Genomic DNA, 14911 nt, shown 5'->3' on the forward strand with positions numbered 1-14911 from the left:
TGAAAAATAATAAATAATCGCGGCGACAGCGGTTAAAATTTACGCAATTTTAATGAGATTTTATGTAATATCGCAGTGTATATTTCAATACCTTTTAGGAGAAAAAATGAAAAAATTTTTACTACTGCTTTTGGCGGGCGCGCTTTTTGCGAGCGCAGCAGAGCTTAGAACTATCAAGGATATGGACGGAGCTGAGGTCAAAATCCCCGCAAAAGTTGAGCGTATCGCGGCACTCTGGCACTCGAACAATCAAATTTTACTGGCCCTAGGAGGAGCGGACAAGATCGTCGCTACCACCGATAACATCAGCAAAAACGCATGGTTTCTTAAAATTTATCCGCGCCTAGCGCAGATCCCAGTACTGCTAAAAAATAACGACGTAAATTTAGAGGAGCTGATGAGCCGTAACCCCGACGTAGTCATCGTCTCAACCGCATTGGCAGGCGAAAATTTAGCTAAGCAGGGCTTTACCGTTTTAAAGGCGAGCTTTAGCGATTACGAGCAGATGAGGCGCAGCATCAGGATGTGCGGCGATATGCTAGGCGGCGACGCGCCGCAAAGAGCGAAGGATCTGATCTCAAATCTCGATAAAAATATCGCTTTGGTTAGCGGCCGCACCGCAAATTTAAGTCCCGATAAGCGCCCGCGCGTCCTTCACATCGTAGGCGGAAGCGATCTTTTAAAGATCGACGGCAAGGGCACGCTGATCGACTCGTGGATAGAGCTGGCCGGCGGAACGAATGCGATCACCGCCACCAAAGGTCCGATGAAAACCATCACTGCCGAGGAGATCATCGCTAGCAACCCGCAGATCATAATCGTGGGCGGCGATCACAACGAAGATGCGGTAGAGAAGATCAAGGCTAGCCCGGTTTACAGCGGCACAGATGCGGTCAAAAACGGACGCGTTTACGGCAATCCGCGCGGGGTTTTTAACTGGGATCGATACGGCGCGGACGCAGTGCTTCAAATTTTATGGGCAGCCAAAACCATCCAGCCAGAGCTATTTGCCGACATCGACGTAAAGGCCGAAACGAAGGCGTTTTATAAAAAATTTATGAATTACGAACTAAGCGATACGGAATTTGGCTATATCTTAAAAGGACTTAACCCGGAGGGTAAATAAGACGCGGCACCGAACAAACGGCATCAGCGCTACACCTAGCAGGCAACCCGTGCCGAACAGTTTCATCGTGTAGTAGGCAGCGAGTACATCGGCACAGAATGTTTCATCGTGCGACGCACATCGGCGCCGAGCGACCGCCCGTCCTATCTCGACACCAGATAGACAAATCGTCTAGTCATACGAGCGGGCGTCGTATCGTCAAAACAAGCGCCGCTATCTCGCATTTTTGGCGCGTTGAAGTGCGGATGCCGCCCGCATAAAAGCGCATATCCCATCGGTGCTCGGCGAGTCGATACCTAAATGACGGCGTCGTTGCCGCATTGTCCCAACCGAAACGGCATCCTTAACGCGCGGCGTGCCGAGCAAAAATAGCCGTAACATGTCAAACAGGCGGTGCGAGGCGGAGTAAAATTTAAACCCACGGCGAGTAGAAAAAGACAAAACAAAGCTGCAGGATAAAATTTAAAGCAAAGGAAGCGGTCATGGAAATTTCATTTTTTACGACACTTGAGCCTTCTCTAGCGGGCGCTTGGATACCCTCATTTGCGATGGTGCTGATACAGTTCGCGTATATGTTTATCTACAAAGAGGTCGGCAAGCGCGCCACCGATACCTCGTGGTACACGCTCGCGGACAAGCGAAATGCGATCATAAGCTCGCTGATGCAAGTAGCACTGCTTATTTTATCGGTATTCGTGCCGCTTAAGACGGATAGCGCGTGGTTTTGGATCGGAGCGGTGATCTATATAGCGGCTTTTGCGGGCTTCATCAAGGCGTTTTACGACTATGCGGCAGCCCCTGCGGACAAGGCCGCACAAGGCGGCATCTACCGCCTATCGCGCAATCCGATGTATTTCTTTTATTTCCTCGGCATGGCTGGCGTTTGCGTCGCTTCGGCGTCGCTGTGGCTACTAATAGCGATAGTGCCCTTTGCCATATATAATCATCTCGTGGTCCTGGGCGAGGAGCGTTACTGCGAGCGAACCTACGGACAGGAATATCTAAAGTATAAACGCAAGACGCCGAGATATTTTTTGTTCTTTTAAGGGGAGCGGCGCGCGATTGAGCTTTAAAGCAAAGCGTAAATTTAGATAGCGATTTTAAAATTTTAACTAGACTTGCGGGCTAATTTTAAAATTTTGCCCGAAATTTTAAAGACTGCGAGATATAGGCTTAAATTTAGACTAAATTTAAGCCCGAAATTTCAAATTCATTCGCTATCTAGGCTAAATTTAAAATAGTCGGTATTTAAAAACGCCATTTTAAATTTACGCTTGCAGGCATTATGGCGTCCGTCAAGCGCGCGAGACTCCATAAACAGCGAAATCAATTACGACGGCAGCTATAAAGCAAAGCCCAATTCGCGCTTATACCCGCATATGCCGCTAATTTCCGCCTACATACGCAGACAGAGTGCTCGGATCCTCAGAAGCGAACCGATTGTCCGAAATAAAGTCATCCTCGCCCGAAAGCACGCTCATCGCGCTGATACGCGAGATTAGCAGACGATCCTCGGCGATGTCCGCTCGATCCGAGCCGATAGTAAGCGACGTAATCGCCGTGCGTCCGATGACTGCGCGCCCGCCATCCATCGTGCGAAGCCCCCAGATGTCGTGCAGCACCGCAGGCTTGCCGTCCACCCGCCCTACGTAGAGCATCACGTGGCCGGGCATATACAACAGGGTTTTATACGCCACGCCGTTTTTGCCGATAAAGCTAAGCTTTTCATCCGCGCTCATCCCCGCCAGCGAAAAACGCTTGCCGCGGCCCGATTGCGCCTTAGAATTTCGCGGCAGCCACAGCCCGAAATTTGCCAAAAAATCTTTCGTCATAAGCGAGCAATCGCGAAGAAATTTATACCCGCCCCAGCCGTATTTCTGCCCAAGCAGGCTAGCGGCTACGATCTTTGAGTTTTGCTCATCTAGCGGCGCGGGCCAGAGCCTCGCATCCTCCGCGCTAACGAAATATCTCTTGCCGCCAAACTGAGTTAAAATTTCGCCACCGAATACGCTCCGTATGCCGAGTGTGCCGCCAAGATCGCGTTCGCCGCTAAAATCATACGGCAGGATCGTGCCGGTGCGCGCCCTAAAAAGTTCCACGCTGTTTTCGTCATAGACGGCGGCGCCGTCGCGCAGGATCGTTATAAATTTAGAATTTGCGTAGATATCCGCCTGCTGAGGACTGATGCGCTTTATCGCATCGCTTCTTATCCAACCCCACACGCCGTCGTTGCGCACGAACGCCCACACGCCGTCTCTGCTGTAATGCGACAGCAGCAGCGGATAGCCCACGCTCACGGCGGAATTTGCGGCGTAATCAAACGGCTCGCCCTCCCCCGGCTCGCTCGGATCGCCGAAAATCGGCAAGTCGCTTGGGATATTTCGCAGTAGCGCGTTTTTTACCGTTATAGCGGGCGCGGAGATCAGCCCGAACGCCTCTTCGTTCGCGTTTATACGAATGCTTTGATAGATCGCATCGTCGTATATCCTGCCTGCGGCGTCAAAGTGGCGCCCCTTGGCGTAATTAAGCCCCCAAAAAGTATCTATTCCCGCCTTCACGGGCGCATCATCAAACCAAATTTTAAAATAGCGGCTCTTAAACGCGCTTCCGCTTATGTTTTGCATCGAAGCGGGAGCCGGCAGCCGCTCGCTGTTTTGAGCGTATTCGAGATCTAAAACCGCGGGATTTTCCGGGATAAACTTATGGGTGGCGCAACCTGCAAGGATTAAAGTCGCGAAGATGAGAGATATTAATCGTTTCAAACAAAATGCCTTTTAAAAAATTTTGGCTATAATTTTGCCAAAAAATAGGAAAAAACTTGATAAATTTCATCGTTCAAAAGCTAAAAGATCGCAATATTTTCATCACGGGCGGCGCAGGCGTGGGCAAAAGCTACGTAATAAAAGAGCTCATCGAAAACTACCGCGCTCGCGGCAAGCTCGTCATCGTGCTCGGCAGCACCGGCATCAGCGCCGTAGAGATCGGCGGCGTGACCGTGCATAGCTTCTTCCGCTTCGGCATTTGCAAAAACCACGAGGAGCTAAAGAGCTTCGATCGCAAACAAAGCGGCAAACTAAGCGAGCTACGAAAAATTTTAGCCCTCGCAGATCTCATCGTGATCGATGAAATTTCGATGATCGGCGCCGAGCTTTTCGAGATGATCTATCTTAGAATTTCAAGCTCTAAATTTAACGGACGGCTGCTCGTTACGGGCGATTTTTATCAGCTTCCGCCAGTGCGTAAAGAGGGCGAGAGAGCGCCGCGCGCGAGCCTATTTAGTGACTCGGATTACGCCTTCGGCTCGTACGCATGGAGGCAGTGCGAGTTTTTTTACGTCGAGATGATAGGCTCCAAGCGCACCGCAGATGCGGCGCTATACCGCCTACTTTGCGAGCTGCGGCTCGGCATCACGAGCGAGCAGACGGCGGAGCTGATGCGATCTTTGATCATCGATGCCGCGCGAGCAGAACCAGATGCCACGATAATCTCGGGCCGAAACGCCGAAGTAGATGCGATAAATAACGCCAGACTAGCCAAGCTTAATGCGCCGCAAAGTAGCTTTGAGGGCGTTTATGAAGCGCTGCAAAGCGGCGTGAGCGAGCAAAAAATTCAAAAATGGATCGCCTCGCTAAACGCGCCGCAAAGTCTGACGCTGAAAGAAGGCGCGAAGGTGCTGTTTACCGCAAATAAAAGCGGCGAGTTTTTCAACGGCGAGCAAGGCGTCGTCGAAAAGATCGAAAAAAGTTCCGGTGGCGAGATCGAAAGCGTAGTCGTAAAAAAGCCCTCGGGTATACTATGCCGCGTGGGGCTACAAACATACGAACTAAGCGAAATCGCTGCAAGCGGCATGGATGCCGAGCAGATCGTGCTGGCGCGGTATTATCAGTTCCCGCTCAAGCTCGCATACGCCATCACGATCCACAAATCCCAAGGCATGAGCATCCAGCAGCTCATCTGCGACATCGACAGGATCTTTGCCAAAGGGCAGCTCTACGTGGCGCTTTCGCGTGCGACGAGCCTTGCGGGGCTGGGCGTGATATATACGCGCACGGAGCCCTTGCTGCGGTATTTGCAGCGCAACGCAAGCGTAGACGAGGCTGTGGTGAAATTTTATCAAGAGAATGAATTTTATAAAATTTTGGATCAAAAAATTTAAGGAAACGTATGCAACTAGACAGGGCGATAGCGCTAAGTAGAGCCAAACAAAAAAAGTGTATTTGCAAGGTAGTGATGATCTATGCCAAGATAGCATTTTTGTATCTGTTTCCGTTTATCATAATGTTTGCGATCGATGCGGTATTTAAAACAGACGATGATACGGATTACAAGATGATCGAAGTCTATCTTATCTACGCGGTGCTTTTGATTATTTATGTTGCTTGCATTTACGACGGCATTGCAGACGCCGCTTATGAATATAAACTATTTTACAAAAAAGTTTTGGTGCGCACGGCGATCTCACAGGCGTATCCGCAGCTTACTTATTCGCCAGGACGTGGCATAAGCGCGAAGGAATTCAGGCGAGCGGGAATCTTTGCAAACTCCGATTTTATCAGCGAAGATGAGATAAAAGGCGAATGGGATGGGGTAAAATTTAGCCTTAGCGAGGCGATTAGAATCAAAAAGAACTACGATCTGGGCATAGACAATACCTATGTGAAGCTAGCTTCGCTTGCGATGAGCTTATATGATGCGTATATGGATTTTAACGGCAGCGTGCTGATATGCGAATTCGGCAAGAGATTTTACGCCAAAACCATCTTGGCGAGCCGCGAGCTAAATACAAAAATTTTAGTCGAGAAGGAGCTAATGGACAACGTCGTTTTTAATAGCGAATTTCGCGTGTTTGCTGACGACAAGGTCGAAGCTCGCTATCTATTGACGCCTACGTTGATGGAGCGACTAAATGAGCTGAAGCGATACTATTATAAATTTAGCATCAGTGCGGCATTTATGGATAATAAATTTTACCTATTTCTAAACGGCGCGCCGAACCGCTTCGAAACAGAGCTATTTAGCATACCTCCAACTACCGGAACGACATATGCTCACCAATACGAACTGGCTGAAATTTTAGAATTAGTAAGCGAGCTGGGTCACATAACCGGGGAGCTAGAAAGCAAAATTTAATCAGCCCGTATCGTTTAAATTTAACGGGCTAAATTTGACCACCCTATTACAGTCCTGCTTCGGCTCTTAACCGCACAGCATACATCTCGCGTAGGCGCGGTACGTATTTACCGACCGCACCGCCCCCGATCGCTCTGCCGTCTGCTTTTACGATCGGTAGCACCATCAGCGTCGCCGCACTGATAAAGGCTTCATCGGCCTCATAAACCTCGCTCATTCCAAACGCCCGCTGCTGCACGCTAAGCCCCGCCTGCTCGGCAAGACCCAAGATCACCTTGCGGCGGATGCCCGGCAGTATGTCGTTTGAAAGCGGTCGCGTGATCAGAACGTCATCTTTGATGATAAATGCGCTGGAGCTCGAACACTCGGTAACAAGCCCGTCCTCAATCAAAAAGCACTCATAAGCGCCAGCCTTGTGGGCCTCGTGCTTTAAGATACACTGAGCTAAAAGCGAGATCGATTTTATATCACGCCTGTGCCAGCGGATCTCGGGCAGACTTACGATCTCGATCCCCTCTTTTGCGAGCGGATTATCAAAAATTTGCGTATGATAGACGAAAGCAAAAACGCTGGGCTCTATGCCGCGGACGTAATCAAAATCGCGCATCGCGGCACCTCTTGTGATTTGAGTATAGAAAGCGCCCTCTTTTACGCCGCCCTGCGCGATGAGCTCATATAAAATTTCCTCATATTTTTCGCGAGAATACGGGATCTTTAGCTCGATCTGCGCGGCGCTGCGCTCAAAGCGCTCCCAAAAATCCGCCCTGTCGCAAATTTTAGAATTTACCACGGGCGCTACTTCATAGATGCCGTCTCCGAGCACGAAACCGCGATCAAAAGGGCTTATCGCAGCCTCTTTGGCTTTGCAAAATTTGCCGTTAATATAAACTATCTCATCGCCGCTCATTCCGCTGATTTCAAACATAATCGCTCCTTGAAATTTCGCACCATTTTATCTTATAACAATTTAATTTAAGATATAATGCCGCAAAAATCGAAGGGAACCCGATGGATAAATCAAATTTTAAAGATAGGCTTTTAGAAATTATGTTTCATGTCTCGCATAAACCCGTGCTTTTCCGTGATCTGCTCGAAGCCAACGCCGAGTTTAACGACGGAATGCTCGTCGATCCTTCGAAGCTAAATTTTAAATTTAACTACGGCAAATCCTACGTGATCTTCGCCTGCTTCGCATTCGTCTGCGTAATGTTTTTGATAACGCTGACGCACGCGATGTTTGAAAAGATCGACTTTCACTTCTCCATTTTATTTACGATCATAGCGACATCGGCGGTTTTTATCGGCTTTGATTGCTTCAAAGCGTGGGCTAGAAAAAAGCTTACTCACGAGCTCATCAAACGCGCTTGGGCGAACCATTTCCTCTACTTCCCCTACGAAAAATACAGCCGCATAGTCGAAAATATCTACAACGAAGCGCTCAAAAATGACGTGCCTAGACGCGAGCTAGAACAATACGTGCTAAGCAAAATCGTAGAAGTTGGTGAAAAATAGTTTTAAAATACCGCAAAATTCTATAACGCAAAAAAGCATTACGATCCAAGCAAATTTTAAAATTTTATTGCGAAATATGCGGCACGTAGGCAAGACGTAAAAATTCCGGCTCGAAAAGCAAGCAGGTATGATGGATGAATTCCAAATTAAAATTCTATGGCGATACCGCAAAAACTGCGCCGTAAATTACGATAGATAAATTTTAATTAAAGTCTATACTTCCCTGCGCCACATTTCGCTACGGCTAAATTTCACTTCATAAAATTTTATCTATCGCTTCTTAAATTCTAATCTCGTTCACTTACTGCCGATTTAGCAATCTGTATTATGTAATTGAAGTTATGTTTAACTATTTTAGGGTAAAATCACGCAATATCTAAGGGATAATATTAAATTTAAGAAAAGGATAGTTTATGAAACTACTTTTTTGCATTATTTTTGCACTTTGCAGCAATGTTTTTGCGGGCAGTTTGGAGCAGATCAGATCTGCCGGAGTCGTTAAAATCGGTGTTCGTGATGGTAGGCCGCCTTTTAGTGATGAAAAAAGCGGTAATTTCGAAGGCTTTGAAATCAACCTTGCAGACGCTATAGCTAAGAGCATATTCGGTGATAAGCGCGGTAGGGTCGAGTTCGTCCCTCTAAACGCCAGCGATAGGATCTCTGCATTACAAAACGATAAGGTAGATCTTGCAGTCGCGACCATCACGATAACGCAAGATAGAAAAAGGCAAATCGACTTTTCTTATCCATATTTTTCGATGAGTTTGGGAGTTTTGACACGTAAAAGCGACGGCATCAAAAGTATAGACGATCTTTCAAACAAAAAGGTCCTAGTAGAGGGTAGCGGGACTACGGCAGAAAATTTTTTGTATAAAAATAAAATCCACAATCTAATCCATTGCTCCATTACTACCGAATGCTATGATATGCTTAAGCAAGGCAAAGCCGATGCTTACGTTAACGATAATCTCATCGTGCTAGCTTATTCCATTATCGATGATAACTTAGAAGTAGCAATCCAAAATCTAGGTAATCCGGAATTCTTAGGCATCGGGGTGCGCAAAGGCAATACCGAATTGCTTGATCTGATAAATAAAGAGCTTGTTACACTTAGCAAGCAGGGCTTTTTCGAACGTTCTTACGATGAAACTTTCAAGCCATTTTATCAAGGCGCTGCAGATAAAAAATATTTCTTACTAGATGGGCTCTATGCTATATTTTAGGACGGAATTTAGCAGTGTTTTATCTAACGCCTTCGACTAAAACATCATTTATAATAAGTGGATAATATGCGAAATCCCATTTTAAGGACATAAAATGAAACTACTTTTTATAGCGGCTCTATTTTGTGCGGCGCTTTTTGCAGATAGCCTAGATCAAATCAGACAAAACGGCGTCATTCGCATCGGAGTGCGCGACGCCCATCCACCGCTTTGCGAGTCTAATGGCGGCAAATTTGAAGGATTTGAAATCGATCTTGCAAACGCTATTGCTAAAGAAATTTTCGGCAAAAAAGAGGGCAAAATCGAGTTTATTCCACTAAGCGTAAATGATAGAATTCCATTTTTAGAGGCAAACAAGCTTGATTTAGTTATCGGTCTATTTAGCATCACCAACGAACGAAAAAGAAAGATCGATTTCTCCCTCCCCTACCTCTCCGTAAATTTAGGCATATTAACGCGCAAAGCCGACGCTTTTACCGATATCGCGCAGCTTCATGATAAAAAGATCGTATTCGAAGGCGACGCGACGGTAGCCGAGAAATTTTTCAAAACCAAGGGATTTAAAAATTTAGGCCATTGCGCTTCGGCTAAGGAATGCTACGAAATGATTCGAAATGGCGATGCGGACGGCTATATAAATGATAATCTCATCGTGCTTGCATATTCCGTCATCGATGATACTTTGGAAGTGCCGTTTAAAAACCTAGGCCCTAGCGATTTCATCGGCATCGGCGTACAGAGAGACAACAAAGAACTACTTGATTTCGTCAATGCAGAGCTCATCAAGCTAAGCAAAGAGGGCTTTTTCAAAAAGGCCTACGAGCAGAGCTTTGATCCATTCTATCGCGGTACGGCAGATAAGAAGTATTTTCTGCTAGACGGAATTTATAATATGCTCTAAGAGCTTGCTTTAAATTTTGAGTCCGGCTTTTAGAATTTTAATAAATAAAATTTCCTGCTTCGTTTGAAGGCGGAAAAGAGATTAAATTTAAGGATTTGCCATGAAATTGCTTCTTGCAATGTTGCTACCATTTATCGTTGCTTTCGCCGATAGTCTGGAACAGATCAGATCAAAAGGCGTCGTTCGCATCGGTGTTTACGACGGACAGCCTCCTTTTAGCGAGCTAAACGATGGAACTTTCGAGGGCTTTGAAGTTACAATGGCACAGGCCATAGCAAATGATCTTTTCGGCGAAAAAGGCGGCAGAATCGAGCTTATGCCGATGAAAGTCGAGGATAGAATTCCAGCATTAGTAAACAACCGCGTAGATATCGTCATCGCTACGATTACCATTACGCCTGAACGCGCGCAGCAGATCGATTTTTCAACACCGTATTTTTCGGTAAATCTTGGAGTTTTAACCCGCAAAGCCGATAGAATAAAATCCTTAGCCGATCTGAAAGAGAAAAGAATTTTGCTCGAAAGCGGCGGTACGGGCGAGGCATTTTTTAAACAAGAAGGTTTTGGAAATTTTACATTTTGTAAGATCGCCAGAGAGTGCTACCGCATGCTAAAAGACGGCGACGTGGATGCCTACGCGACCGATAATCTCATCGCAATGGCATATCCGGTAGTCGATAGCGAGGTGGAAGTACCGCTTAAAACGCTAGGTAAGCCCGATTTCATGGGTATTGGCGTGCAGAAGGGCAATAAAGAGCTACTGGATTTCGTCAATGCAGAGCTTATAAAGCTAAGCAAAGAAGGCTTTTTTGAAAAGGCATACGAAGGGACTTTTAATCCATTTTATCACGGCGCTGCGGATAAAAGATATTTCTTGCTAGATGGAATTTACAGCTTCTTGTAGGATTTGCGGCTCATTTTAAAATTTATTACGCAAGATTTATCACGTAAATTTTATCTCCTGCTTGCTATGCTTTAGCTCTTGCAGAATGGATCACATAAAATTTATCGCGCAATATTGCTTGTTTAAATTTTTCAAAAAAGCTTTTTCGCGGGCGAAACGGCATTTATATAAAATTCCACTCGTTTAAAAATTTACCCTGCATAAATTCCATGGCAGCTTGAAATTGCCAGAATTAATTTAGCTCAGATTTTCATTATTTCAAATTTTACTCAGAATCTCTTTACTAGGATTTTTTTACCTCTTGCAATCCGCTCAAAATGCCCCCTCTAAAAAGGGGTAAATTTTACAGTCAAGAATTTATTCTGCGCAAAGAGTAAATTTTTACTACTTAAAATTACAAATGCAGCCACCCCTCTGTCAAAAACCGATCAGTGATTTTCATATTGCAAACTGATCTATTTTTATGTATAATCGCAAACTTTATGAATTTTAAAGGATCAATATATGAAAAAATCCATCTGCTCCTCTATGCTTAGCCTCGCAGCGGTGCTCGCACTAGCACCCGCACAAGCGCTTTGCAATGCAGATTCTAATCCGCCGCTTATCCATACCCATAATAACCTCTATTCGGCGGGATTTAGCGGCAATACTAGCGGTAGCGGAAGTACCAGCCCAAATGGCAATATTACGACGATTACGGGCGTTGTAAGCGGCGGGACGGACTATTCCGGCAGCGTGATTTACGGCGGAGGAAGCGGCGACGGGATTGCGGGCTTTACCGAGTTAAACTCCGCCTCCAACAATAGACTTACGATTAGAGGCGCAAACGCTTACGTGGGTATCGCAATAGGCGCCGAGGCCAAGGGGGTATCAGATAATTACGTGAGCTTGGAAAACGGCTCTAAGGTAAATTTGGTCGTGGGCGGACAAGGTATAGCGGCATCTAAAACGGGCAACGAAGGCGAAGCGACGCGAAATCAGGTTTTTGTAAAATACGGCGCCGAAATTACGGGAAATGCCGATAACTTCGGCGGTAGCTCAAATAGACATTATAATATCATCGGCGGCAGAAGCGGAGCTGATAAAAAAGCCTCCTCTAACGCCGTAACGATCGACGGAGGCACTATCGGTAACGGCTCCGTTACAAACGTAATCGTAGGCGGCATAGTAAGCGGTAGCGGTGATGCCGTATCGAATAGAATAACTATCAAAGGCGGCACGTTTAGGGGGAGCTTCGATATATTCGGCGCGCAATCCTCCACAGGGCAAAGTAATTCTAATAGCGTCAATATAACGGCGCCTTATTACGGCGGCACAAGCACTATTACTTTAAGCGGTAGTGGTAGAATTTGGGGCGCAGCGGGCGGAAGCGGAAACTCTAGCGCAAATTCCGTATCCATAAGCGCAAAGCTAAAAGCGCAAAATTACCAAGTAATCGGCGGCCAAGCAAATAGCGCTAGCGCAATGAGTGCAAATCGCGTAGAGATCAATAACGACGATGCGATCGTAGGCAGCGCCACGGGCTCTTTGGGCGGCGCCTCGAGCTCGCGAAGCGTAGTCGATCTTTACAAAGGTACCGTAAAAGGTGATGTCGCGGCAGCAAGCGGCATTGCAGGCGAATCGGATGGCGATAGAGTTACTCTAGGAGCGTTCGATTCTAACAAAGGCGTGCATATCGGAGGCAATGTCTATGGCGCACGTGCGGGAAGCGTCAAAAACGCGGTCGTTTATATCAATAAAGAAAGAACGACGATAGCAGGAGACGTCTATGCAGGCTACGCTACAAGCGGCAGCGTCGAGAATAGCAACGTAAATTTTAGAGGCGGCACTATAAGCGGTACAATCTACGGCAGCAATAAGCCTACGGATAAAACTAATACCTTACATATAGAAAATTGGGTCGGCGGCGGCATTAAAAAAGCTAAAGACATTAAAAATTTCGGCTCTATAAATTTCAATGATTTATACTCCACGATCGAAGCGGATGCGCCGCTTACTCTAACCACTAATGGCAATACGAATTTAAACGGTACAAAGATAGATGGTATAAAATCAGATCTGGGCGAAGGAAAATACTATCTGATACATAATTCAGGCGGCGGCACGATCACCAGAGCCGCACAAACCGTGCAAGATAATCAAATTTATACGATTACCGACAAAGACCACTATCAAATCACCGGCACCACGATCGAGGTCGAAAACAGTAAGAATTTAATCATGCAGAAAGGCACTCTAACTCGCTCTTGGATAGACCCCAACTTCGATCAAAGCGAGCTAATGCAAAATCAAAATTCCAACAAGGCTGCGGGCGCTACTGAGCTATTCGGCAATAAAGGAAACACCGTAATAGTAAAGGAGAATGCAGGTAATCTAGGCGGCAAAAACATAAGCTCGGGTAGAGACGACGCTACCGACGGAAGCAACAGCGTCCACGACAACTACGCCAAGATCAAGGGCGGAAGCAACATAGGCGAGATCGACGGAGGATATTCAAATTCCGCTACCCCGCAAGAAATTTATAATAACCATGTAACTTTCGAAGCAAGCGGAATAGACGTGGGGTACGTAAATGCGGGCATCACTCATAGCAGTAGCGGCGGCGGAAACGTCCACGATAATAGCGTAACTACGAATGCTACTATAATCCGCAATAGCATTTACGGCGGCAATACTAGCAACGGGGAAGCCAAATCCAATATCGTAACTATAAACAACGGCAGCGTAGGAGCAATGGCAGTGGGCGGCAAGGGAAACAGCGCGATTTCCAACACTATCACTCTCAACTCGGTAAACGTAGGCGGAAGTGTATACGGCGGAAAGGCTAGCGGTACCGCTTCCTCCAACACTGTAAATTTAAACGGCAACACGCAAGTTGCTGGCAATGTCTACGCAGCGGAAGCCGCTAGCGGCAGCAACAACGTAGTAAATTTCAGAAGCGGCAGCGTAGCAGGCACGATATACGGAGTATCTAGCGCAAACGCTAGCAATTCTGGCAATAGCCTAAATATCCTATCTTCAAACTCGGGCAATGGCCTAAATGCGAGGAATTTTGCAAATTTCAATAAATTGGAATTCAACCTAGCCTCCCTTAGCGAGATAGAAAACGATGCTTCGTCTAGTACCAAAAGAGCTTTAAGCTTAACCGGCTCCGGCAATACCGACCTAAGCAGTACCGATATATTCGTAAACTCGGCAAGCGAATTTAACGCTTTAAACAATGCAAGCTATCCAGATGGCGATAATAAGAAATATACCCTTGCCTATAAAAGCGGAGGCGGTAAATTTACCGGATATGATCCGCGCTTTAAAGACAAGGGCTACGTAACTCAGCTAAATAAAAACTATGTCATAAAAGATGCCAATACCTTTAGCAGAAATATAGGTGGTATGCATATAAGCGAGGATGAGAAGGAACTTTATATCCAAAAGCTTATTAAGACTAACGAGAGCATAAATGGAGACTTTGATGCGGATGAACTGCAAAAGTATCTAGGTGCCGGCGGTCTTAACGGAAATAACATAGATATAGGCAAAGCGGGGGAGGATAAGAATTTTAACGCTAGAAATATCAACGCAGCAGGCACAAACAATACGTTAAATTTCATCAGCGGTCATAATGTAGGCGTAATAAGCGCAAGCGGTGGCGGCAACACCCTTAACATAGGAGCTAGCAATAGCTCTCCTGCGGCAGTAAATTCCTTAAGCGCTAAAAATATTAGCGGTTTTGACAGGCTAAACTTCTTTCTTCCTAACTCTATTAGAGCAGGCGATAGCGTACTTACCCTAAGCGACCCTACTGCCAATACCAATCTAAGCAACGTAAGCAATATCACGGCTTATATAAGCGGAGTAAGCGGTCCGATTAATCCAAGCAGCGAGATTCATCTAATCAATAAGCAAGGAAGCGGCAGCCTTATAACTCCTAACGCAGCCAATATGCATGCAACGCTAAATGTAGGAGTAAGCCTAAGCTATAGCCCTAAAATTTATCAAAGCGGCAATTATCTAAATTTAGGATTCGATGTTTCCTCGGCTCCTAGCGCGCGCGTAAGCTCTAATACCAAATCCTTCGCAGAAACCAGAGCTGCAAGCTTAGCTAGCTTAAAGAGCGG

At 46.2% G+C, this 14911-nt stretch carries 11 protein-coding genes; 9 read left to right on the forward strand and 2 right to left on the reverse strand.

Going from position 1 to position 14911, the window contains the following annotated elements; genetic code table 11:
* Positions 1-106: 106 nt before the first annotated feature.
* Together Q0224_RS10870 and Q0224_RS10875 are read left to right on the forward strand one after the other, a co-directional pair.
* Entirely contained in the window at positions 107-1126 is a 1020-nt protein-coding gene (locus Q0224_RS10870; RefSeq protein WP_297951262.1) for an ABC transporter substrate-binding protein, read from the forward strand.
* A gap of 482 nt (positions 1127-1608) precedes the next feature.
* Positions 1609-2172: an isoprenylcysteine carboxylmethyltransferase family protein gene (locus Q0224_RS10875; protein ID WP_297951264.1), complete on the forward strand. Its 564-nt coding sequence runs from the start codon at positions 1609-1611 to the stop codon at positions 2170-2172.
* A gap of 339 nt (positions 2173-2511) precedes the next feature.
* Here the strand turns inward: Q0224_RS10875 and Q0224_RS10880 are convergent, their stop codons facing one another.
* A complete protein-coding gene (locus tag Q0224_RS10880; protein ID WP_297951266.1) occupies positions 2512-3888 on the reverse strand; it encodes an SH3 domain-containing protein in 1377 nt (458 codons plus the stop codon).
* Between the two features lie 56 nt (positions 3889-3944).
* Between Q0224_RS10880 and Q0224_RS10885 the strand changes: the two genes are divergently transcribed.
* Positions 3945-5282 (forward strand): AAA family ATPase, encoded by a 1338-nt coding sequence (locus tag Q0224_RS10885; RefSeq protein ID WP_297951267.1) that lies wholly within the window; start codon positions 3945-3947, stop codon positions 5280-5282.
* An 8-nt stretch (positions 5283-5290) separates the two neighbouring features.
* Positions 5291-6256, forward strand: coding sequence for a DUF3137 domain-containing protein (locus Q0224_RS10890; RefSeq protein WP_297951269.1), 966 nt, complete (start codon positions 5291-5293; stop codon positions 6254-6256).
* A 46-nt stretch (positions 6257-6302) separates the two neighbouring features.
* Here Q0224_RS10890 and Q0224_RS10895 read toward each other — a convergent pair whose 3' ends face one another.
* Positions 6303-7181, reverse strand: coding sequence for an aminotransferase class IV (locus Q0224_RS10895; RefSeq protein WP_297951271.1), 879 nt, complete (start codon positions 7179-7181; stop codon positions 6303-6305).
* A gap of 83 nt (positions 7182-7264) precedes the next feature.
* Here Q0224_RS10895 and Q0224_RS10900 point away from each other — a divergent pair, with 83 nt between their 5' ends.
* The 5 genes from Q0224_RS10900 to Q0224_RS10920 form a co-directional block, all read left to right on the forward strand.
* Complete coding sequence (locus Q0224_RS10900; RefSeq protein WP_297904971.1) at positions 7265-7768, forward strand: hypothetical protein; 504 nt, start codon at positions 7265-7267, stop codon at positions 7766-7768.
* 413 nt (positions 7769-8181) lie between these two features.
* Entirely contained in the window at positions 8182-8991 is an 810-nt protein-coding gene (locus tag Q0224_RS10905) for a transporter substrate-binding domain-containing protein (RefSeq protein ID WP_297951273.1), read from the forward strand.
* A gap of 94 nt (positions 8992-9085) precedes the next feature.
* Positions 9086-9892: a transporter substrate-binding domain-containing protein gene (locus Q0224_RS10910; protein WP_297951275.1), complete on the forward strand. Its 807-nt coding sequence runs from the start codon at positions 9086-9088 to the stop codon at positions 9890-9892.
* 100 nt (positions 9893-9992) lie between these two features.
* Positions 9993-10796: a transporter substrate-binding domain-containing protein gene (locus tag Q0224_RS10915; RefSeq protein WP_297951277.1), complete on the forward strand. Its 804-nt coding sequence runs from the start codon at positions 9993-9995 to the stop codon at positions 10794-10796.
* 504 nt (positions 10797-11300) lie between these two features.
* On the forward strand, positions 11301-14911 hold a 3611-nt coding region (locus tag Q0224_RS10920), incomplete at its 3' end, for a hypothetical protein (RefSeq protein ID WP_297951279.1).

Source organism: uncultured Campylobacter sp. (assembly GCF_938002845.1).
Taxonomy (GTDB): domain Bacteria; phylum Campylobacterota; class Campylobacteria; order Campylobacterales; family Campylobacteraceae; genus Campylobacter_B.

Coding starts and splice junctions, on each gene's coding strand:
- Q0224_RS10870 (WP_297951262.1), top strand. CDS start 107: ATGAAAAAATTTTTACTACTGCTTTTGGCGGGCGCGCTTTTTGCGAGC.
- Q0224_RS10875 (WP_297951264.1), top strand. CDS start 1,609: ATGGAAATTTCATTTTTTACGACACTTGAGCCTTCTCTAGCGGGCGCT.
- Q0224_RS10890 (WP_297951269.1), top strand. CDS start 5,291: ATGCAACTAGACAGGGCGATAGCGCTAAGTAGAGCCAAACAAAAAAAG.
- Q0224_RS10895 (WP_297951271.1), bottom strand. CDS start 7,181: ATGTTTGAAATCAGCGGAATGAGCGGCGATGAGATAGTTTATATTAAC.
- Q0224_RS10900 (WP_297904971.1), top strand. CDS start 7,265: ATGGATAAATCAAATTTTAAAGATAGGCTTTTAGAAATTATGTTTCAT.
- Q0224_RS10905 (WP_297951273.1), top strand. CDS start 8,182: ATGAAACTACTTTTTTGCATTATTTTTGCACTTTGCAGCAATGTTTTT.
- Q0224_RS10910 (WP_297951275.1), top strand. CDS start 9,086: ATGAAACTACTTTTTATAGCGGCTCTATTTTGTGCGGCGCTTTTTGCA.
- Q0224_RS10915 (WP_297951277.1), top strand. CDS start 9,993: ATGAAATTGCTTCTTGCAATGTTGCTACCATTTATCGTTGCTTTCGCC.